Source organism: Fontisubflavum oceani (assembly GCF_030407165.1).
Taxonomy (GTDB): domain Bacteria; phylum Pseudomonadota; class Alphaproteobacteria; order Rhodobacterales; family Rhodobacteraceae; genus Rhodophyticola; species Rhodophyticola oceani.
Genome location: NZ_CP129111.1, coordinates 92844 through 114522 on the forward strand (window position 1 = coordinate 92844; position 21679 = coordinate 114522).

Sequence of the window (21679 nt, forward strand, 5' to 3'; positions counted from 1 at the left end):
AAGCCAAGACCGTCGTGACGGCGATGTACTTGTTGCACGCTTGGCCTATCAACTCAGCCCTCACGCTGATTGCGCGCTTCGTTTATCAAATGCCGGAAAAGGTCTTCATGCTCTTTGAAGTCCTTGTCAGTGACGCGGATACGGTAGTTGGCCCACCGGGCGCTGTACTCAAGTGTCTCAACGCCTGCGGTGTCCAGCATAGCGTCAACTTCGTCTGAGCGTGGCAACTTCGGCTCAAACACCACGAAAGACTTCTTCGGACGGAAGGCGACGTAGTTGTTCGCGCGCCCATCCTTCAACAAGCCTATGTAAAACTTGTTGTATTTCAGTTCGCAGTTCGGATCGCCTTCACGCACCAGTTCAAACATGCGGTCCATAAGGGCTATGGTCTTCTTAGCCGCCTTCTCTTCCCAGTATGAGCGGTCTGTAGGTGCGCTGATTGCATCTTCGTCTTCGTCAACCAAGCCACGCTGCATTTCATCCAGGACTTTGGTGAAGACAAGCGTGATGTGATCCCCAACTTCAAAAGCCTGCATCTGTACTGCAATGATCGGCAATGACCCGTTGAACAATGACACCACGTTCAAAAAGCGACTGGTAATGTCCTCAGCGACCAGAACCGCACAGTGCTCATATTGTGGATATCGTTTCCGCTCGATGTCCCAATACTCGATAGTGCGGATGATATGGGCTTCGTCAGTTGGCCCGAGTTGCAGTTCAACCTCATATCGCTTGTAGCTGTCCCGGTCTTGCAAAAGAAGGTCCAACCGGCCCGCGCGTGCCTGAATGCGTTCACGATCACGCAGAACCAAGTCACCCAGGCCGAGGATGACCGGATCGGCTGCAATGATGTCCTGCACCCAGTTCTCGGAATAGACAGGGTGGTTCTTGAGTGAAATGCGCTTCGGTGGCGTGAAGGTGCTCATATCATTGCCTTTTTCCAAACAAAGGGGTTTTCCCACTATTTGCCCCAATAATGGGGAAAAATCACTCATAGGCCCGCCAATCCGGCACACTCAGACAGGTGAAACCCGGCTATGCGTCCAGCGCCTCAGTCTCGAATGCAGCTTTGAAGTCGGTATTGGTTGGCCCCGTCTCATTGAAGAATGGTAAGCCAAGAACGGTATAGTCCCGGCCTTGGAACACCGTATCAAGTCTGGCCTTGGCTTTCACTTGTGCAAGGAAGTCCTGCTTCCAGTCGTCTTGCGGGCGCAACTGGTCGCCCTTGGGTTCGATGAATAGCTGCAAGATCGTGTTGGCCTCTTGCCCCTTCTTCCTCAGGAACAGCACGAAGTCAGGTTCAAAGGCACGCCCGGTTGCGAAGTCGTACAGCTTCACCGCCTTTTCGTTCCGCAGCAGGTAGAAGTCGTCATACACGCCCCGCAGCCGGGCTTCCTGATCGTGCATGTACTTGATGAAGTGCTTTTCCTGATCCGTGCCGTAACTATCGTCATAGGCGTGCCAGTCCTTGCCGCTAAGGTCGATCTGGTCTAGCCCCGGCAAGTTCGTTTCGCCCTTTACCCAACTTTTGCCAGCTTCGCCGTCAATCCGCAGTTTCAGCATCTTGTCGGTGAAAATGTCCTTGATGGCATAGGGTTTGAAATCCGAGGTACCATTATACTCGACGCTTTCACGTTTCACGCCGCTTTCGATCTGGTGCAGAACGTATTGCGTGATGTCCAGCTTTTGCCCTGCGGAAAGGTTGTCCAAGTCATCGGGCAAACCGCGCACGCTGACCGCAACGCCGCCCAGATAGGCGTCTGCGGTAGCAAACTCGGACGCGCTGGCGAGTTTCGGAAAAAAGGCCCGTAGGTTGGCGAAGTGAAAGAAGTCATTGGCATCCATCGCGAAGCCCAGAAAGGCCCTGCCGAAACCAGCCAGTTTGAAGTCGCGAGACACGGGTTCCTTGCGCGACGGCTTCAACGTCAACTGCCCACCACCAAAGGCCGAGGCTTCCGTCACGCGGCCTGTCATCAGATTGGGATAGGTGAAAGGGCCTTCGATTTCGTAGGCATCCAACCCGGTCACACCATCACGCGAGTTCTTTACCCGATCGTTCACCCAGACAAATTCCCGCTCATACAGGTCTGTCTGTTTGAAATTGTCTTTGAGTCGCAGGTGCACCGTCCGGGCGGTTTCGTCCAGCATGCCGGTCTCGCGTAAGGCGTTGCGAATGTCTTGGATGTATTTGGGGTTGTGGGAACAGTGGTAGTGCAATTCCTCCAAGATGCGCAGAGGATTATCCGCGTCACTGTCATATTTGCGCTTTTCTGGGGCCAACCCGCCACCGTCCGGGTCATCAAAAGCGTAGTAGCGGGTCCCACGCGAAAGGGTATCGACGTCGTTCTTGATACCAGGCGGTAGAAACGGGAAGTAGCGCGCGCCACGCCCGATCAACTGGGCTTCGGCCATGGTGGTCTTGCCCACCTTGTTCGCCTTGCCGTCGCGGGTGTCGTGAAGCCGCACAATGTCGAACAGGTTCAGAACGTCCCAACCTTCGTTCAGCTTATCGACCGCAAAGATCACCCGTATCTCATTGTCGCGGTCTTCGAGCGCGTTCAACTGTATCTGTCTTCTTTCGAGATCAGCCGGGTTGTTGACGTTTACGACCTTCTCAGGGGAAAAATCGCCCTGCAACTCGCGCGCAAAATCCGCCGCGCTAAGGCCCCTTTCATCCATTATATAGGCGAAGGCCCGCGAAAGCGTTTCATCGCCCTCAGAGGCTGCCCTGAGCGCCTCCAGCGCGCCAGCAGACAATGCGGCCACCATCATTGTGAAGCCCGCTTCGTTCTCGGCGCTTTCCTTGATCGTCTTGGACTTCATCAAGATCACTGGCTTGCAATGTAGCCCGTGCGCCTCGGCCACCTTGCGGCGGTATTGGCTCAGGACCATTGCCTGCATCATCCGGGCATCGGGTGGCAAATCGGCCTGCCGCAACTCGATGTCCTTGGAATAACCGTCTTCGCGAAACTGTCGCAGTGAATAGTCGTACAGTATCTTGTCGGCATACTTCGCCCGAATCGCCTCGTGCGACAGGTCCACGGTCGCCGTAAACTCCAACAGCATGTTCTCGGGGTGCTGGCTGAAAATCTCGGATACCGTGCCTTCCCAACTGGCCTTGTCCTCGGCCTCGCCCTTGGTCAGCGTTTTCTTGGTCTCGGCGTTCAGGTGGTGCGCTTCGTCCGAGATCATCACCACCTTGTAGTCGCGGAAGTCTTCGATGGTGACGGCATTCTCTTTCGGGGCCTGCATCCTTGTGTGCAGCCCTTGGATGGTGGTGAAGTGAATGTTGATCGCATCGCCTGACACCGCGTCGAAGGTCTCCACCGCGCGGATGTCTACGGGCTTGTCGTCAATGCGTATCGTCTGGGCGAACAAGTGCTTGGCCGATGCGGGGTTGAGGAAGTTTTCCTTGGTCTTCTCGATGATCTGGGCGGAGTTCACGAAGAACAGGAAGTTGCGATAGCCGCGCCGGTACAGGTCCAGGATCAGCGCGGCCATCAGCACCGTCTTGCCGCTGCCCGTGGCCATGTGGAACAGCAAATGCGGGGCCTTGGGGCGTCCCTCGTACTTGTCGATGTAGAACAACCAGCGTTCCAGCGCCGTGCGCTGATAGGGTCGCAACTCGATCTGCGGCGCAAGATTGCCGGTGATGTCGTCGGGAATGTCTGACTTGAGCGCCCCGTACTTGGCCAGCGCGTCAAACTCTTGGGTGAGCGTCTGGCTCATGTGTCCAGCCCATAGAAAGAGCGGGTCGCGCGGGCGTCTTCGTCGGAGATGTCGAAGTCCGCATCGCCAAGGGAGCCGAGATTGACATAGAGGTGGTTGGCATCAAGGCAGTCCATCAACACGCGCTTGGCGTGTTTCAATGGCAGGGCCGCGAAGTCGTCGGTATCAAAGGCGCTCAGGTCCAGGTCATAGCGCAAATAGCCGGTGGCTTGCATGTCGGCATGGATGGTTTGCAGCGCGGCCATGTCCGGGGCCGCTTCGATCCGGTCAGCAAAGGCACAGTTGGACGCCGCGAGTTCAGCATAGACAAACGATCCGCCGCCCTGCCACTCGACCGCTTTGGAAATGCCGCCCTGTTCGCCTTCGATGACTTTCTTGAGGCGTGATGCAGGCACGTCGCGTATGTAATCTAGTTGCTCGATACCAAGCCACTTCCTACCCATTTTGTGGGCTACGGCTTGCGTGGTTCCCGATCCCGAAAAGAAATCCAGAACCGTGTCACCGGGGTTAGATGCAATCGTCAGTATCTGTCTTATCAAGCGTTCAGGCTTAGGCGTCGAGAATGGCGTATCATCATCAAAGAGGGCCATCACTTCTCGTTTTGCTTCCTGAGAGTGCCCAGCCTCCTTGTGCGGCCAAATCGTCCGTGGGACCACGCCATCTTGAGTTTCATTCAGGTATATTTTTAAGGCTGGATTGTTATTCCCGTCCTCACCAAAAGTAATCCGCCCCTCAGAAACAAGCTTATCAAACTCGGGCTTGGTCATTCGCCAGTGACTTCCGCGCGGCGGTTTCACTTCACGCCCTGAAGGCGTCGTGACCGTATACATTAGTCCATCGTGGCGTTCTTCTGGTGCGAAGATTGGCCCAAGCCGCCAAGGCCCTCTTGGGTCTTCATCCTCGTTAGAATATTTGCTCAAGCTCTTTTATCACGCGGCAAGAGGTTGCGGTGATCTTTGAAGTCTTTCCCAAGCATCGAATAGACAAGCACATGGTTGTGCGCAGGTGACAAAGCGGCGGCATTGCTGCGACCGTAGAAGTTTTCCCAAATGACATTTGCAACAAACAGGTCTCGCCCAAAGACTTCATCCATCAAGACTTTGCAGTAATGCACTTCAACATCATCAAGGTTCACAAAGATTGAACCGTCACGACTCAGTAGTTTTTTGGAAACTTCCAGCCTATTGCGCATAAATGTCAGCCACGCGGAGTGGTTAAAGCGGTCATTGTACTTAAAGCTGTCGCCACCAGTGTTATAAGGCGGGTCGATATAGATCAGCTTCACCTTGCCCGCATAGCGCGCTTTCAGCGAATGCAGCGCCAGCAGGTTGTTGCCCTTGATGAGCAGGTTGTCATCGTCTGACACCTCGCCCACCGGCTTGGCATTGCCCTCTGCCACCGCCTCGCCATCCCAGCGTTCCCAGCCGGTCAGCACCTTTGGTTCAAACAGCCGCGTGATGTCGTCCGGGGCCAGCGTCGTGTTCCAGAACACCTCGTTGCGGCCCCGGTCCTCTTTCGTCATGCCGCCTTCCAGCACGCAATCCTTATAGGGCCACGCCAGCACCACGTCGCGCGACTGGCTCAGGTAATCGCCGCGCCCGTCCGTCAGGCCGATGCGGTTCTTGAAGGCGGTGTAGCTGTCGGGCAGGAAGGCTTTGTTGGACACAAAGTCCTGAAACTTCACCTTGTCGAACACCAGCGCCCCCGCCACCTCGGTGAAGAAATGCGCCTTGATCGTCTCCGACTGCATCAGCAGCTCCAACAGCCGCACATCCATGTTCAGCGCCGCCTCGATCACCGCATTCTTGAGGATCGCGCCATCCGAGATGAATGCCTGTTCGGCTTGGAGCAGCGCGGTCAGGTCATCGAGAAGGTTTTGCATGGATGGTCGTCCCCGTTCCGCTTTTTTCGCCCTTTGTGCCGAATGATACAGGGAAAATCCAGCGCGACCTTATTTGCCCCGGTAATGGGAGGGTTGGGTTAATGGGGAAAGGTCATCGCAAGGCGTAGGAAGGTGTGACTTTCACATGGGGAACCTGCCCCAGCCTTGCCTTGAAAGTGTCTTTCATCACCTGCACCAGTTCCTGTTCCAAATGGGCCTGCACGATGAAGGCGTCATGGATCGGCAGGATCGCATGGCCCTGCCTGACAAAGTGCAACATGATCGCCTCGGCGAGATCGCTTTCCAGTCGTTGCAGTTTCACACCCTTGCCGGTGCCCAGCATGGCAGGAACCATCGGGAAGGCGTGCAGAACCTTCTGGCGGAAGTCCGCTGCCGTCATGCCCCACTGGGCACTGTCAAAGTTGCGGGGTTCTTCTGTTTTGCCTGATTTGGCGTTCAAGAACGCGGCAAGTGTAGCTTTGGCATGGTCGCGCAGCTTGTCAGGCGCATTCGAGCCGACAATCGAGGAATAAGGGTCTTCGGGAATAGGCTGGCCAACCTCCGCCAATAGCACCGCCGGATTGAAGCCGCTATAATCCGCTTCGACAGTGTGCCGCCTGTCAATCATGATGTTGGGCCGCGCGTTTTTGTGGATGTTTTGCCACCAGCCGCCGTAGAAGCGGCCACCGAAGCCAAATCGGCCCCGGATGAAAACCCGATACAAACGCACCTTCTTACCTTTGTAGTCGGGCCGCTTGTCATGGATCGTCAAGGGATGTGAGGTTTCGATTTCGGTCGCTTCCAGCTTCGCGTTGATCTGGTCCAATTTGCGGCGCATTGCGTCCGTTTCGGGCGTGTCATCATATCCGCAAAGGCGATCTTGCGCGTCCTTAAGTCGGATGGTTTCTCTGCCCCGGTCCACTTTGAAGTCTGAAAAACCCCATCCCTCGGCTTCCAGTTCCAGAGCGCCCTTTTCCGTCAAGGCGAACCGGCTTGTCTGACTGTAACCCGGAAGGTTGAAGCCGCTCTTCACCTTCTCGACATAGCCAGATTTCATAAGCCAGTCTTGGACCGTGATGAACAGCGCCGCCTTCATGTAGTCGGGGCGGTATCGCCTTTCGCGGTGCAAATCGCCCTTGCCGCGTCGCATTCCGATTGTGGTTGGCCATTTGTTGCACTTCGCCCGCATCAGGTTCGCAAGGATTACGCCGCCGCAGTCAATAAACGCCTGCTGCCTTTCGAGGCTTGGTTTTCGTTCAAATGATGCTGTCCACTCCGCGCAAACGTCATCCATGAGCAAGTCGATTCGGTTTTGGGCGTCAGGATTTGCTACCGTCAGAAACGGTTCAAACACCCAAGAATGATCCCCCCGCTGGTCGGGCAGTTCAGCCGTCAAGGCGACGGCCTGTAGGATCAATGGGTGCGTTAATTCGTCAGTCATCAGAAAATTCCGGCACATTTTTTCGTGCCCCTATCTATGCAGTCAGGCGCGACAACTCCCCCCTATACCCCACCTTTCAGACTACAGGCACAACCACAACATCTTGTGACTTTAGCTTAATGCCCCGTACTAAGAGGAAAGAACGACCACAGCGGCCACATATGGTGGCACGCACACGGGGATGCCCAATGCGAAGAGCAACCACAAGAAAGCGAAATTGAGTTGACAGATGATGGTGCCACAAGGCACAGGTGTGACACAAAGTGCGACACACAATTCAACCTCGCACTCGATTGTTCAAGCCTTCCAGTGGCTTAGAAAAATGGTAGCGGGTCCGGTACTCGCCTCCAAATATTTTCAATGACTTAGCTCTCTCCTCTCTGTGCCCCATCGGGGGCGTTTACAATAGCGTTTACAGTTTTGCCCTCGCGGCGCTGCTTTTCGCGCTCCAGTAAGCCGAGGACTTCCGCGCTCTCAGCAGGTGAAACGGCGGCATAGTGCTCGATCACGGCGGCTGCGTAACGGAGCGACCAGCCAATATGATTTGCTATTTGCTTGAGGCCCAGGCCCGCGCGCAGAAGCCGTGTGGCTGCCGTCCCGCGTATCTTGGAGCCGCAAAGAGGGATCGCTGAGCTTGTCTTTGATCCGATCACGATAGCGAGCAATGCCCCTGCTGGCAGAGTTGGCATTCAGTGGCTTTGCTCGGTCATTGACTAAGAGCACCAACTGATCCGGTGGAGTCTCGTCTATCAAGCGTCTTAGCTCTGGGGTGACAGGGATGTGTGCAACGCGCCCTCGCTTCTGGGTTCGAACCCGAAAGCGGTCCATTCCGTCGCAAATCTCAAGATTTCCACGTGTAAGGCGAACAAGATCGGCAGGCCGAAGGCCTGTTTCACATGCCAGGGTTAGCACGCACTGCACCCAAAGCGGTGCGCTGTCCTTGAGAGTCCATTGGTCAGCATCCGTCCATACGATTTCCGCTCCATCAACGGTGTATATGCGAAGAAGGCGGTCGCAGTAGTGGGCTGCGATCTTACCTTCACGCCGCAGGACTTTGCATTGCAATCGAGACTGGAAAACAAGGCCGCATGAGGCCAGAAATCAATCGACGGATTCTCCCAAAAGTTGGAAGAAAATCGGGTCTCAGGCCATATGTTGCAAGAGTTTCGGCTTGGTTAAAGCAACTGCTCGAACCAACGACGCTGCAACGGAGGTGCGCCGGCGCAATCCGTCGGCTGAGAAGAGCGCGCCTTCACCAAGCACATCCCCTTCAGTTAGCTCAGAGATCACGTCTGAAGTGGCTGGGTGCAGGACGTTAACCTTGCCCTCGACAATCAGGTAAGCACAATCACCAAACTCGCCACAGCGGGTGATCTGTTCGCCCTTTCTGAAAATAACGTACTCGTTGGACGGTATGGTGTTGTAGAGGATATTGTTCCGACCAAACCTAGTAAAGGCTTCACTCATGTCATCCGTGGGCACAAGGTAGGGCATAAAGTCCACTTTAAGTCGGGGCGTGCTCTTCAAATCGCTGAGCAGTGGCTTCCCTCCGATACGGCAAATCATATTGCCGATCGTAGGGTTAGCTGGCATGCAGGTAAAATCCATCTGATTGGCCATGGCATAATACCCGCACATCAACAGCAGCCCGCGCGCGACAGTTGTACTGCGATGGTGCTTCGCAACGCAAAACATACTAATACTCATCATCCGACTGCCTTCGGGAACATATGATCGAAAATCAAAATACTCTTCTGCGGGCAGACCTATGGCGTTTTCCAAGGTAATCCGAACACTGCCCACGACCCGGCCCGCTTCATCCAGAGAGACAAAAGACTTTGAGGCTGGAAAGGCATCGAAGCGGTCCAGGACAAGATGCGAAGCGTTGCCATTTATCAGGTCTTCTTCTTGACAGAACACCTGATGGCGGACGCGGAAAACCTGGTCGATGTCTTGCTCAGTCTCAGCCAATCGAATGTGAATGGGCATCGGTTACACCTGCCCGGAAGGGGCGCAGGCCACCACGAATTCACCACGATGGAAAGGGCCTTTGACCATGTGCGATAGGTATTTGCGCTGTAGGTCATGGCCGTCCACAATCTGCCTCAGTACATAGTCCTGCATCGCCAGAAACGGCTTGATCTCTGACGTTTCGATGGTCCACAGCAACGGTTCGCCCACGTGTCGCAAATACCGTCTCAACAGCCATGTGGCATTGGTATTTGGGCTCTCCACACTCGGTGTCGCAGTAAAGACAAACTGCATCCGGCCGGACGTCACGTGCGACAACGCAACAAACATGCGCTCCACATCTTTGCGACTGAGATACATAAGGACACCTTCGCAAATGAAACAGGTCTGCGCGGTAGCGTCGAATGCGGGCATGGTCTGCAGAACGTCGCCAGGCGAGGTCTGAGACAAATCCACCGGATGTAGGTGCAGGTTTACAGGCGCGCCTGCGCCGAGAGCCTGCTGTTTCTGAACAGCGGTGTGAGGGTGATCCAGCTCAATAAATGTCAGAGTGGGGTATTCATGGCTAAGCTCAAACATCAACGTATCGAAACCGGCGCCGATGTTCACCACCTGCCGGACGTCGCTTTCGATGAGAACGCACAACGTCCTCGATGGCTTTTTTGCGCGCCACATAATGCATCGCGATCCCGGGCAAGAGCAAACGCTGCATGAGGAGTAAGGCCCTCGACATCAAGGGGTTACGCAACTGCCGCAACCGTTTGCGCCCCTCGTCGGTGCTGTTGAGAATACGCAGACAGGCTGCCATTTTCTCGGCCGATACCAGCTCTCTTGTACGGGCGCTTTGGCCCGTGTGAACCACACCTTGCAGAACCGTATAGGCGGTATGGCTTGCCTTGCCTTCGTGCATTTTTTGCTTGCTCCTACAGCGTCGAGCTGCGTGCTTTGATCAGACGGTGTCTTGTTACCTTTATGCGAATGCCGATCCGTTAACGGGCGCGTCAGTAGTTCAAAGCGTCGCCGTCGATCGCATGTGGTTGACCCTTTCACTGTTTCGATCCGACCCTTAGAGCACTTGCGTCAGAAACCTCTGCGCGCGTTTCCTCGCCCATACTCACAGCCAAAATCCCGGTGCTGCGGCAGCAACGGTTAGAGCGCAGGACCAAGTTTCAGAAAGAGCATAGGTGTCTTGATCTCATAAGAATGCAAAGAACTTAGCAATTCGGACGGCACGCGAAGAAACAATGAAGCGACAGCATTGACTGTTTGTTTTGGGCGCAGGGCATGGCCCGCAGTGGCATGCCGGGCTGCGCTGACCGTTATGAAAAGGTGACTTACGCTGACCGGCAAACGCGTCAAAATCGTCCCATGCTCAGAAGACGCAATCGCATAAGGAACGGCGAGGATGCGGTGCCATTCAGGGTGACAGATGCTCAGCTCTTGCCGCGTCGACCCAATCAGACAGAGCTTTTGTGTCGGGGATTTCGATGGCGCCGTATCCAAGCGTGATCAACCCATTCTTTTCAAGCGTTTTCAGCGCTCGACCAACGGATACACGGGATGCACCAACAGCGACGGCCAGATCTGATTGGTTCCATTGCAAGACGCCCGGCACTTCGGAATCTTCAAGCATGTTCAAGAGCATAGTCGCCGTGTAAGCGGGCAGCGGCAAAAATCGCAGATCGTCCAGCATACGCAATGCGAGGTTCAGACGGTTTAGCGTGATTGGCAGCGCCGCGCTCGCGATTTCGGGGTGCTTTTCCATCAGTGACAAAAAGTCGTTTTTTTGGACATATCCAACCGTTGTCTTGCCAACTGCGGTCGCAGTCTGCGTGCGCCTGCGGCCAGTCAAAACGCCGACGATGCCAAGAAAATGACCAGCACCGAGTACCGCCAGAATCGTCTCACGACCGCTCGGATTTACGCGGCCAACCCTAACGGCGCCCGAGCGGACGATCACGAGGCGATCTCCGACATCGCCTGTCGAGAATATCATCTGACCGTCATTGTAAGTGCGCTGACGTTCAACAGCGTCGATTTCAGCTTGAACTTCCGCGCTCAGCAATTCCAGGAACTTGAGGCTGCCGTGATCCAACAGTCCGGTCATGTGAGTGCTTCCTTAGTTTGTTTTGCATATGTTTTAGGACCCAGCGCAATGGTCAGGCGATTTCTGTTTTGGCTTGTGGCATATCCCGCAGGTTTGAAGCGGTGTCAAAACTGAGGCGGATCAGTCAATCTGCGGACTGACTTGCATGCCTCGACGACCTTTGCACAAGCGGAGCCCCATCAGCAGAACAGCGGTTTTTGATTGTCGTAAAACGCGTCGCGGGACACACTCGACCAGTCGCGCCGCCGGTCATCGGATGGATCGTCAAGCTGTGCAAGGGTCTCTGTGGTCAAGTCGTTTTGCCATTCTTCTCCGCCAGATATCAACGCGGCGAATCCGGTGAAACCCAAGGTCTCAAGCACGGTATCAATCGGCCTGATCGTCCGCTCTGGATCTTGGCCACAGTACGGCGTTTGCGATGCGTCGTGCGGGATTATGGCGAGGTCGCAGCCACCCCCCTCAAACCGCACCAAATACCTGCCACGGGGCGCAAAATGAACCCGCGCCACGCTCTCATACCCAGGAACCGCAACACCCCATGATTTCGAGAAAGATGTGCGTAAATAGATCGTTCGGCGCATGGACAGGTTGGTCAGGATGTCACTGAGACGGTCAAGCGCGCATGCATCACTTTCCCAACTGCGACTCTGTACAGGGGTCTCAACCATCCGCACAGCATTTGGAACGCACGCGCATTGGCCTTGCAGACTGCGACGGGAGCAAACGTGTTCGAGCTAGCTGCAGAGCGAGTTCTCAATCCACTAAGACTCACAGCAGCCGCCCCATCGAACGCGTCAACTCTCCGGGACATTGCGGTTGGCTATACCATCGAGGACAACCCATTCGGCCTTGCACCGCGCAAGATGACTAGCAATGGTCAACTGATATGGAACCCAATCGTTGAATGGACACGAGGTGGGTTCGCGTCCACCTCAACCGATCTCGCTTCGTGGGGACACGCGCTATTTTCAGGCGCGGCCATGGACACGGACTATCTGGGTGTTTTGTTAGACGGTGGTGCCGTCCACACAAACGCAACAGGAGTGTTCTACGGTATTGGAGTTGCCATCTATCAGGAGCCTCCGCATGGACTGGTCTACGGCCACGGAGGCTGGCTTCCCAGCCATGTGTCCAGCCTTAGGCACTACGCGGACGACAACCTGACGACTGCATTCCAGATCAATAGTGACGTGGGTGTCTTGGACAATGGCACCGATCTAGTTCCAGCGTTGGAGGGAGATCTCGCGCGACTGCTCATTGGCGCGAAGAAGCACTGAGATTGCACGACTGACGCCAATGTCTGCTTCCGGCAAGCTGCACTGCGGCGTGTCACGTCTTTTGCAACGGCAGCTATCGGTCGGAAACCCTCGAGGCGCCTGTCGTGGCAGTCTCCCGCGGATACCGAACCGGTCGGGCTCGTGCGCTTGACATATCGGCGGTCTGATCGGTACATGTTGCAACGCTGTATGAGACGCGTCTGATCAGGAGGGCGAGCATGATAATCGACTTTTACGCTGCCCCCTTCGGCCGACCACGTTTTTGGTTCGGCATTAGTTGACGCACCGGGCGATCTCCGCCCCCCACCGTCACCTCTCCATCGCATAGCCGCTCCCAAGCCAGGCGTCGTCTCATCCCTTTAGTTGGGCGCGGACACCTGTCCGCGATTGCGTTCATGTCACAGCTTCCGACCTGCGGCGCCTTTGCCCGCGTTCTCGCCTTCGCCGCGTCCCGTTGGGCCCGGCGCCCCGGCCTGCTTTCCATCATCATCGGGCTTCAGATTGTCTCAACCGGCGCCGATGTCTCGATACCCATCCTGACCGGACGCCTCGTGGCCGCTGTCGCCGACGGTGCCACGCCTTGGGCGGCGTTCTGGGGCCTGATGGCTTTGGGAGTTCTGTCCATTGCGGCCAAGATCGTCAGCTATTTCGCCATTATCGACCTGACCATCCCGACGATGCGTGAGGTGGAGGCCGAGGCCTTCGCCCGCGTCCAGAGGCTGCCTGCATCTTGGCATGCCAACGCGTTTGCAGGCAGCACAGCAAGGAAGATAACGCGGGGCGCCTGGGCTCTCGACGATATGGGAGACCTTCTGCTGCTCGCCCTTGGGCCAGCCGTCCTGGTCCTGATCGGCACGATCGCAACGCTCACCGCCTTCCGTATCGAAGTCGGGCTAGTGGCACTTGCTGGCGCGACGATCTTCCTGGCGATCTCTCTGGCGCTCACACTCAAATGGGTCGCCCCTGCGGCGCGCCTCGCCAATGCGCAGGACAGATCATGTGGGCCAATCGACTTTCATTGAGTAACTCATTGATTATTACGGGGGCCTCATGAACACCGGCAAAAACCTTGGCAACCCCAACGCTCAAGGCCATTGGGCAGGTTCGAACACCGGCTCGTTCGGAAACGAGGGCGGAGATGGCAACCTGATCTTTGACACAAACGGCGACAGTCCACTGACGGCTGATGACGATGTCTGGGCCTTGATGAAGGTCTGGCGAGATCACATCAGAATCGCATGGGCAACGAGGGTGTAGAATATGATCGCCGGAGACCAAACGAGTGGCGCATCAACGCGTTCAAAACTATGTCTGAAAGCTCTGCTTTGTCCAGTACAGCTAGACCTATCGCGAAACTCGCCTGGATTGAGGCGGCGGACAGCGACCAGTCAAGTTCGCGCCGCTAGCAGAATGTATCGAGTTATTACCGCATTCCTGCCAAGTGAGAGCCTAAAACTAGCCTATTAACCAAAGAACCAGAGTTACAGGCCGGAAGCTTATTACTCCTCAACGCAACAACCCGATAAACTGAATGAGAATCACACAAAGATGATCGACTGGAAAGTAAATAGACGAGTTTTGAAAGCCAGTGCGCTGTGCTTAGCTGTTTCTCAACTGCCAGAAATTTTGGTGGCTCAAGAACCAGATGGAGATAGTTGGTTCCAAATTGGCGAAGCATACTGGGAGACAGCACCAAGCCCAGTAAGAGTAGGAATTGTGACTGCTGCCAACGCCTTACAAAGATCTGAAATATATTCGAGTGTTTTAAACCTTGACAGCCTAGGAATAATCGATGGCACAGGCCTATCGCGACACGCGAGTGACTCAGATGTACTGGTGTTCATTGTAGATTCTTGGCAAGCTCTTTCCGATGTTCCGGGCTTCGAACAGGTGGCTCCACCAGAACCAGAGTTTGCCAGACTGACAGAGCGATCTAGTTTTTTTTCGTATAGGGTGAGTTTTGGTGGTGAGCAGCAGCTTGGAATTCTGGCATTTGTCGGCAGTGAGAGCACCGACGCAGATTGCATTGCTTCTGTCACCTATGCTTCTATTCTATCTGGGTTTACTGTACCAGCAATATCATATAGCGACTGTATGTAATAGTGTGTGAGTGTTGAGAAGATATGACCGGATCTTCTAGGTTTAAGACGCTACGAAACGTGCAGCTTGCACCATTTCCGCTGCAGGTCGCTTAGCCTAGTCTTTTACACTGTGCCAATCGCCTGGCATCCGGCTAAACAAAAATCGGAGCATCAATTCGGGCTCAGAGCCGCTCGATGATCGTCGCTGTGCCCATCCCGCCTCCGACGCAGAGGGTGGCCAGCCCCGTACCCAACCCCTTGCGCTCCATCGCGTCCAGGAGTGTGCCGAGGATCATCGCGCCGGTCGCGCCGAGGGGGTGGCCCATCGCGATGCTGCCGCCATCGATATTTGTCTTGTCGTGATCGGCGCCGACCCCCTCCATGAAGGACAGCGCCACCGAGGCGAAGGCTTCGTTGATCTCAAACAGGTCAATATCGCCTGCCGTCATCCCGGCGCGGGCCAGCGCCCGTTGAGATACGGCTGTTGGGCCGGTCAGCATGATCGTGGGCTCCGATCCGATCGACGCCATGGCCCGGATCCGCGCCCGGGGCGTCAGGCCGAGGCGCTGACCGATCTCGGCGGTTCCGATCAGCATCGCCGCCGCGCCATCGACGATGCCGGATGAGTTGCCTGCCGTGTGATCGTGCTGAATGCGCTCCACCTCGGGATAACGTAACAGTGCACGCGCATCCCAACCTTTCTCAGCTCCGATTTTGGCGAAGGCGGGCGGCAATGCGCCCAGGCTTTCGACGGTCGTTTGGGGTCGCGGATGTTCATCGCGATCTAATACCAGGTCTCCGTTCAGATCGTGGACCGGCACAATCGACCCATCGAAAGACCCGGCCTGCGACGCCGCCGCAGTCCGGCGTTGGCTTTCGGCGGCAAAGCTGTCGAGATCGTAACGCGTGTAGCCATGTTTGGTGGCGATCAGATCGGCCGAGATGCCCTGCGGCACGTAATAGGTCTCATAGGTCTCATGCGGATCCGCCTGCCAAGAGCCGCGATCCGACCCCATTGGCACCCGGCTCATGCTTTCGACACCCCCGCCAACCGTCAGATCGGCCTGCCCCGCCATGACGCGGGCCGCCGCCATATTGACCGCCTCCAAGCCGGAGGAGCAGAAGCGGCTGAGTTGCATGCCGGGAACGGATTGGTCCCAATCCGCCGCCAAAACAGCCGCCCGCGTGATGCATCCGCCCTGCTCGCCCGTCGCCACGACGCAGCCATAGACCACGTCTTCGACCGTTTCCGTAGCCAAGTCGTTCCGTGTGGCCAGCGCCCGAAGCGGCGTTGCCGCTAATTGGATCGGGCTGATCGAAGTCAGTGCCCCGCCGCGCAGCTTGCCGCGCGGGGTCCGCACACTGTCATAGATGAAGGCTTCGGCCACGTTTGTCTTCCTTCTCGGTTGCAACAGGGTCATCTCACATGCGATGCTATAGTGAAATCATTTTTCGCAGAACGAAACAAGTGCCGTTCTATCCTTATAGAAAGGGGTTGCCTTGAGTGATATTTTTGCGAAATATGATTTCGTCTATCGGAATATCTTGTCGCAAGACCGCATCTTAGGGAAAGATCAATGACCATACAGAGCCCTGATCCGTTATTGCGCAGCGCAACCGATGATGCCGGCATTCGCACGCTGACCATAGATGTCTCCGACCGGCCGATGAATGTCTTGAGCCCGCCTTTGCGCCTCGAATTGATCGCCGCGATGGACGCAGCGCTCGAAGATGACACCGTGACCGGGATCATCCTGGCGTCGGATCGGCCGGAATTCATCGCGGGCGCTGATCTCAGTGCCTTGTCTGAGATGCGCGGGAAACCGGCCGCTGAGGTACGGGCATTTTCCGATGGGTTCCGCGCGATGCTGCGGCGGATGGAATTGGGCGGCAAGCCGATTGTCGCGGCGATCAACGGCACCGCGCTTGGCGGCGGGTTTGAGCTTTGCCTGGCTTGCCATCACCGGATCGCGGCGGATGTCGAGGGCGCGGTGATCGGTCTGCCCGAGGCGTCGTTGGGTCTGCTCCCGGGCGCGGGTGGGACGCAGCGTTTGGGGCGGATGATCGGCATTGCAAAGGCTTTGCCCCTGGTGCTGAACGGCAGCCGCCTGTCCCCTGGTGCTGCCTATGAGGCCGGGCTGGTCGATGATCTTGTGCCGCTCGACGGCTTGATCGCGGCGGCCAAAGCCTGGATCAGCGCCAATCCCACGCCGCAAAAGCCATGGGACCAACGCGGGTTTTCCATTCCCGGCGGCGGCCCCGAAGTGCCGCAAAATCATCGCTTGTTCATCGAGACGGCGGGCAAAGCCCAGGCCGAGACTGGCCCGAACGATGCGACCGCAAGTGCAATCTTATCCTGCTTCTTTGAAGGCTTGCGCGTCCCCTTCGACACTGGGCTCGAGATCGAGGCGCGACAGTTCTCCGGCTTGGCGCGGGGCGATGTGGCACAAAACCGGATCCGCTCGTTTTTCTCGATGACGGCGGCACGTAAGGCGGCAACCCGTCCCGCCGATATCCCCCGGTTCGCACCCCAAAAGATCGGCATTTTGGGCGCGGGCTTGATGGGCAGCGGCTTGGCCGAGGTTGCCGCGCGCAAAGGCCTCTCGGTTGTGCTGCTCGACCGCGATGTCGAGGCGGCCCGCGCCGGGTATCAGGCCGCCGCCAAGTCGATGGAGAAATCCGTGACACGCGGCAAGCTGACATCCGAGGCCGCCAGCGCGGCGCTTGGCCGGATCGACCCGGTCAGCGATATGGCCGCGCTTTCGGGCTGCGACGCGATTATCGAGGCCGTCTATGAAGATCGGGGCGTCAAGGCCGAAGTCACCCGTGCAGCGCTCGCCGCCACAGGCCCGGATGTGCTCTTTGCCAGCAACACCTCCAAACTGCCGATCACTGGGCTGGCCGAGGCCTCCCCCGCGCCGGACCGCTTTATCGGTATGCATTTCTTCAGCCCGGTGCCGCGCATGGCGCTCGTTGAGATTATCTTGGGGGATGCCACTGGTGCCGCGGCCCATGCCCAGGCTTTGGACCTGGCCAAGACGCTTGGCAAAATCCCGATCGTCATCCGCGATGGACGCGGTTTTTTCACCTCACGCGTCTTCTCGACCTATATGAACGAAGGCCTTGCGATGCTGTGCGAGGGCGTTGCGCCCGCGCTGATCGAAAACTCGGGGCGTCAGGCGGGCTATCCGCTTGGCCCCTTGGCGATGGCCGATGAGATTAGCCAAGAAACCATGCTCCGCATCCGCAGCCAAGAACGCGACGATCTGGGCGCGGACTGGGTCGAAGGCCCGGACTTCGCCGTGGTATCGCAATTTGTCGAGATGGGCCGGATCGGCCGCCGCGCGAAAGCCGGGTTTTATGACTACCCCGAGGAGGGCCCGCGCCATCTTTGGGCGGGTCTGGCCGATCTGTATCCTGTCACCGCCGATCAACCCGACCCAAAAGCGCTCCGGCAGCGGTTCTTGCACATCCAAGCAACCGAAGCGGCGCGGGCCTGGGATGAAGGCGTGATCGACGATCCGCGCATGGCCGATGTGGGCTCGCAATTGGGGTGGAGCCATCCGTCCTGGACCGGCGGCGTGATGTCTTACATCGATCAAGAGGGCGGTGTTGCGGCATTTGTCGCCGAGGGCGAGCGCTTGGCCAAACTGTACGGGCCGCGCTTCACCCCGCCGCCGCGCCTTGTGGCCTTAGCCGCCGAGGGCAAATCGCTTTATGGCTGATGATGCGCAGACGCTCGACCGGCTGAACCTGATGCTTGATCGCATCCGGGCGCATCCGTTTTATGCCGGGTGTCTACCGAGCCGCATGGACACACTCGAGGCGTTTGCGGCGCAGGTGCCGTTGATGACGAAGGCGGACCTGCAAGCCGAGATGGCCAAGCCCGGGTTTGGCGCGATGGCCCCGCATGTGCCGGTGCAACGGATGAACATGACGCCCGTCGGTCGCGGGCTGATGCCGGTTCTGTCCAGCCGGGGCGATATCGAGCAGATGGTCGCAGCCTGTCGCAGCCATTTGGACATCTGCGGCATCGGACCGGGCGACACCTGTTTGATCACCTTCGGTTATCACCTGTTTGTGGCTGGTCTGTTTTATCAAACGCAGATGGAGGCGCAGGGCGTCGCCACCATTCCGCATGGCCCGGGCGACCCGGCGCGGATTGCCCAAATCTGCCGCGATCATCATGTGACGGTCTTGGCCGGAAACCCGTCCTTCGCGCTGAAAGCTATCGCCGAAGGTATGCCACCGCCGCGTGTGTTCTTTGCCGGTGGTGAGCCCTTTACCGGCAATAAGACGCTTTACGCCGCTGTCCGCGCGGCAATGCCGGACACGCTGCTGATCGATGCGTTCTCGCTCTCGGAGGTCCTGCCCGTCGCGCGGACGGTCCCAGGCGGGACAGGCGTGCATGTCTTCGATGAACGGGTCCATGCCGAGGTGATCGACCCTGAGACATTGACCCCCGTCCCCGATGGTACGCGCGGCGAGTTGGTTTTGACCCATCTGACCAAAGAGCTGATGCCTCTGGTGCGCTATCGGACCGGCGATTTGACCGTAATGCAGCGCACCGCGCCGGTTCATGGCCGCACCGTTTGCCTGCCGCAGGTCGTGTTTGGCCGCACCGATCAGATGGTGAAGGTCAAAGGCGTGAAGCTGTTCCCGTCCGAGATCGGCAGCCTGCTTTTGGGCATCCCAGGGTTAACAGGCAAATATGCCCTGACACTCGCGCCAGGCGACAAAATCGCCCTCTGCCTCGAAGGCACAGCCGCGCCGGAGAGCTGCGAGGCCATCAGCGCGGCTTTCAAGACCCAGACTTTGCTGAGCCTCGATGATCTGACCACGGTCGAGCGCCTGCCCGACGGCCCAACTCTAACGGATAAAAGATCATGACAAGGACCCACATGCCCCACGCCCCCTGGCGCCTGGTGATCTCGCGTGACGCATACCCTGCGTTCTCCACCTCGACATCTCCGGCCATTGAACAGGCGGTTGTGGCGGGCGACGTGCCGTCGACCGTGATCCTCAATTTCTTCAAGGATGATGGGATCACCATTGGCGTGAATGAAGACCCAACCCAGGTTCTCGACCTGGATTTCTGCCATGAGAAGGGCATCCAGGTGATGCGCCGGGTGAATGGCGGCGGCGCGGTCTATGGCGGCAAAGGGTCGGCGTTTTTGGTGTTGATCCTGCGCCAATCCGATGCCGATTTGCCGGTTACAGCGGGGCTGGCCTTCCCCAGGGTCCTGACCAGCATGGCCGAGGTTTTGGAGCGCCGTTTTGGCATCGCCGCAAGGTATCGACCACTGAATGATGTCGAGGTGGAGGGGCGGAAACTTATGCCCACCTCGGTGAAGATCGAAAACGGCGTCATGACCTTCCGTCTGCTCCTGAATATCAGTGGGATCGACACTGATCTGGCTGGCACAGCAATGCCGATGCCACCGGAAAAGACCCGCGACAAAGTGCATAAAACGCTGCAATCCCGCTTTACCTATCTCGAACAAGAGGTTGGTCGTGCCGTTGGGGAAGACGAGTTGATCGCCTTATCCCATGATCTGATGGCCGATGCGTTCGGCGTCTCCGATCTGACGCCTGGGGAGCTGACCGATGCGGAACGCATCTCGGCGCAGACGTTTTTCAAGGAGCTCAGTCAAGATGACTGGTTCTATGGCAAAAGCCTCGCCCTGCGCCTCGGCGACGACACGCTGCCTGGCGATCGCGTCGGGCATGGGCGGGAAAAGGCACCGGGCGGCTTGATCTGGGCCAGCCTGGTCGTCCGGGACGGGGTGATCCACCACGCGGTTTTGAACGGGGATTGGCACCCGCGCCCGATCGAAAGCGTCAGCTGGTGCGAGCAAGGATTTCGGGGCGTGGCCGCCACGGAAGCTGCCATCGAGGCCTATCTCAGGGACTTCCTGGCGCGCGAGGACGTGGAATGGGCCGGGGTTGAGCTTTCTCATCTCATGACGGCCCTTGGCAAAGCCTTGGACGGCGCAACATCGGAGATGTCGACATGAGCACTGGCGTCTCGATCATCGCGGCGGGGCAGAGCAGCTACGGCCTGTTCCCGGATCGCACGCTGAAAGAGCTGTTCTATGACGCGCGCGTCTCCTGCTTCCACACGCTCGACCGCAGCTTGGAGCCTGCTGCCATCGACGAAGCCTTTATCGGCACGCTCGGCACAGGCGGGTCGCAATTAGGCAACTTCGCCCCTCTGATGATGGAGGCCGCCGGTCTCGTGGGCCCGCCCGCAACCCATGTGGAAAACGCCTGCGCCTCCGCCGGCTTCGCGTTTCGCGCCGCCGTGATGGCGGTGGCCAGCGGTCAGGCGCAGATCGCGATGGCCGGTGGGATCGAGAAGATGTCGGACCTACCGCGCGAGCGGAACCGCTCCTGGCTCGGCGTGTCTGGCGATGTGGAGTGGGAACGACTGGCGGGCACGAACTTCCCCGGCATCTACGCGATGATGGCCCGGCGGCACATGTTTGAACACGGCACCACGAAGGCGCAGATCACGGGCGTCGCGGTGAAAAACCGCCAGAACGCCATCGCCAACCCGAAAGCGCAATTCCGTCGCGCGCTCGACCTGGAAAAGGCGCTTGGCGCCCCGATGTTGGCCGATCCGTTCACCCTCTCGGACGCTTGCGGCATCACCGATGGGGCCTCGATGATCATCGTCGCGCGCGATGACATCGCGCGGCAATATACGGATAGGCCGGTGAAGGTCTTGGGCGTCGGCGGCGGCACCGATTATGTCGCCGTTCATGACCGCCCGACGATGACCGAACTGGCCGCCGCCCGCCGCGCCGCCAAGCAAGCCTATGATATGGCCGGGCTTGGCCCGGATCAGATCAGCCTGGCCGAGGTGCATGACTGTTTTACCATTGGCGAGATACTCTCCTATGGCGATCTGGGCTTTTGCGAAACGGCGGATGCGGGACGCATGATCAGCGATTGGACAACCGCCGCCGATGGCCGTTTGCCCGTGAATGTCTCCGGCGGGCTGATCGGCAAAGGGCACCCGATTGGCTCCACAGGTACCGGGCAAATCTATGAGCTGTTCCACCAGTTGCGTGGCACCGCACAGGGCGAGGGGCGACAATTGTCCAATCCAAGCGTGGGATTGGCGCATAATGTGGGCGGCTCCGGCGGCGTGGTCGCGGTGACCATCCTTGGCGCGGCATGAGGGAG

Annotated in this window: 19 protein-coding genes and 1 pseudogene; 8 read left to right on the plus strand and 12 right to left on the minus strand. The window is 57.8% G+C overall.

Translation table 11 applies throughout. From position 1 onward, the window contains the following. Positions 1-53: 53 nt before the first annotated feature. The 11 genes and pseudogenes from QTA57_RS00515 to QTA57_RS18265 form a co-directional block, all read right to left on the minus strand. On the minus strand, positions 54-926 hold the full coding sequence (locus tag QTA57_RS00515; RefSeq protein ID WP_290153123.1) for a hypothetical protein: 873 nt from the start codon (positions 924-926) through the stop codon (positions 54-56). Between the two features lie 109 nt (positions 927-1035). Then, the gene (locus tag QTA57_RS00520; protein ID WP_290153124.1) at positions 1036-3729 is read right to left on the minus strand and encodes a DEAD/DEAH box helicase family protein; all 2694 of its coding nucleotides are present in this window, start codon (positions 3727-3729) and stop codon (positions 1036-1038) included. Continuing rightward, the gene (locus tag QTA57_RS00525; protein WP_290153125.1) at positions 3726-4496 is read right to left on the minus strand and encodes a DNA methyltransferase; all 771 of its coding nucleotides are present in this window, start codon (positions 4494-4496) and stop codon (positions 3726-3728) included. The genes QTA57_RS00520 and QTA57_RS00525 overlap by 4 nt, the downstream gene beginning before the upstream one ends. A gap of 149 nt (positions 4497-4645) precedes the next feature. Beyond that, a complete protein-coding gene (locus QTA57_RS00530) occupies positions 4646-5611 on the minus strand; it encodes a site-specific DNA-methyltransferase (RefSeq protein WP_290153126.1) in 966 nt (321 codons plus the stop codon). A 112-nt stretch (positions 5612-5723) separates the two neighbouring features. Next, entirely contained in the window at positions 5724-6761 is a 1038-nt protein-coding gene (locus QTA57_RS00535) for a hypothetical protein (RefSeq protein WP_290153127.1), read from the minus strand. Between the two features lie 765 nt (positions 6762-7526). Next, positions 7527-7973: a hypothetical protein gene (locus tag QTA57_RS18525; RefSeq protein ID WP_407933528.1), complete on the minus strand. Its 447-nt coding sequence runs from the start codon at positions 7971-7973 to the stop codon at positions 7527-7529. A gap of 222 nt (positions 7974-8195) precedes the next feature. Further along, positions 8196-9041: an N-acyl amino acid synthase FeeM domain-containing protein gene (locus QTA57_RS00540; protein ID WP_290153128.1), complete on the minus strand. Its 846-nt coding sequence runs from the start codon at positions 9039-9041 to the stop codon at positions 8196-8198. Between the two features lie 3 nt (positions 9042-9044). Beyond that, entirely contained in the window at positions 9045-9632 is a 588-nt protein-coding gene (locus QTA57_RS00545; RefSeq protein ID WP_290153129.1) for a class I SAM-dependent methyltransferase, read from the minus strand. Continuing rightward, the gene (locus QTA57_RS00550) at positions 9595-9933 is read right to left on the minus strand and encodes a hypothetical protein (RefSeq protein WP_290153130.1); all 339 of its coding nucleotides are present in this window, start codon (positions 9931-9933) and stop codon (positions 9595-9597) included. Before QTA57_RS00550 ends, QTA57_RS00545 begins: the two co-directional genes overlap by 38 nt. A gap of 507 nt (positions 9934-10440) precedes the next feature. Beyond that, positions 10441-11130, minus strand: coding sequence for a Crp/Fnr family transcriptional regulator (locus tag QTA57_RS00555; protein WP_290153131.1), 690 nt, complete (start codon positions 11128-11130; stop codon positions 10441-10443). 476 nt (positions 11131-11606) lie between these two features. Continuing rightward, positions 11607-11798 (minus strand): annotated as a pseudogene (locus QTA57_RS18265) (cupin domain-containing protein); the annotation flags it as partial. Between the two features lie 312 nt (positions 11799-12110). Between QTA57_RS18265 and QTA57_RS18270 the strand changes: the two are divergent. From QTA57_RS18270 to QTA57_RS00580, 4 genes are all read left to right on the plus strand, one after another. Further along, a complete protein-coding gene (locus QTA57_RS18270; RefSeq protein ID WP_330696740.1) occupies positions 12111-12407 on the plus strand; it encodes a serine hydrolase domain-containing protein in 297 nt (98 codons plus the stop codon). A 395-nt stretch (positions 12408-12802) separates the two neighbouring features. Beyond that, positions 12803-13429 carry an ABC transporter transmembrane domain-containing protein gene (locus QTA57_RS00570; protein WP_290153133.1) on the plus strand — a complete coding sequence of 209 codons (627 nt, stop codon included), beginning with the start codon at positions 12803-12805 and terminating at the stop codon, positions 13427-13429. A gap of 28 nt (positions 13430-13457) precedes the next feature. Beyond that, positions 13458-13664, plus strand: a complete 207-nt coding sequence (locus QTA57_RS00575; RefSeq protein ID WP_290153134.1) for a hypothetical protein — start codon at positions 13458-13460, stop codon at positions 13662-13664. Positions 13665-13955: 291 nt separating this feature from the next. Next, positions 13956-14507: a hypothetical protein gene (locus tag QTA57_RS00580; protein WP_290153135.1), complete on the plus strand. Its 552-nt coding sequence runs from the start codon at positions 13956-13958 to the stop codon at positions 14505-14507. 163 nt (positions 14508-14670) lie between these two features. Here QTA57_RS00580 and QTA57_RS00585 read toward each other — a convergent pair whose 3' ends face one another. Beyond that, positions 14671-15876, minus strand: coding sequence for an acetyl-CoA C-acetyltransferase (locus tag QTA57_RS00585; protein WP_290153136.1), 1206 nt, complete (start codon positions 15874-15876; stop codon positions 14671-14673). 189 nt (positions 15877-16065) lie between these two features. Between QTA57_RS00585 and QTA57_RS00590 the strand changes: the two genes are divergently transcribed. The 4 genes from QTA57_RS00590 to QTA57_RS00605 are packed head-to-tail and all read left to right on the plus strand — an operon-like array spanning position 16066 to position 21674. Continuing rightward, complete coding sequence (locus QTA57_RS00590; RefSeq protein ID WP_290153137.1) at positions 16066-18213, plus strand: 3-hydroxyacyl-CoA dehydrogenase NAD-binding domain-containing protein; 2148 nt, start codon at positions 16066-16068, stop codon at positions 18211-18213. Then, a complete protein-coding gene (locus tag QTA57_RS00595; RefSeq protein ID WP_290153138.1) occupies positions 18206-19378 on the plus strand; it encodes a phenylacetate--CoA ligase family protein in 1173 nt (390 codons plus the stop codon). Before QTA57_RS00590 ends, QTA57_RS00595 begins: the two co-directional genes overlap by 8 nt. A gap of 11 nt (positions 19379-19389) precedes the next feature. Next, positions 19390-20505, plus strand: coding sequence for a lipoyl protein ligase domain-containing protein (locus tag QTA57_RS00600; protein ID WP_290153139.1), 1116 nt, complete (start codon positions 19390-19392; stop codon positions 20503-20505). Beyond that, on the plus strand, positions 20502-21674 hold the full coding sequence (locus QTA57_RS00605) for a thiolase C-terminal domain-containing protein (RefSeq protein WP_290153140.1): 1173 nt from the start codon (positions 20502-20504) through the stop codon (positions 21672-21674). Before QTA57_RS00600 ends, QTA57_RS00605 begins: the two co-directional genes overlap by 4 nt. Positions 21675-21679: the final 5 nt, after the last annotated feature.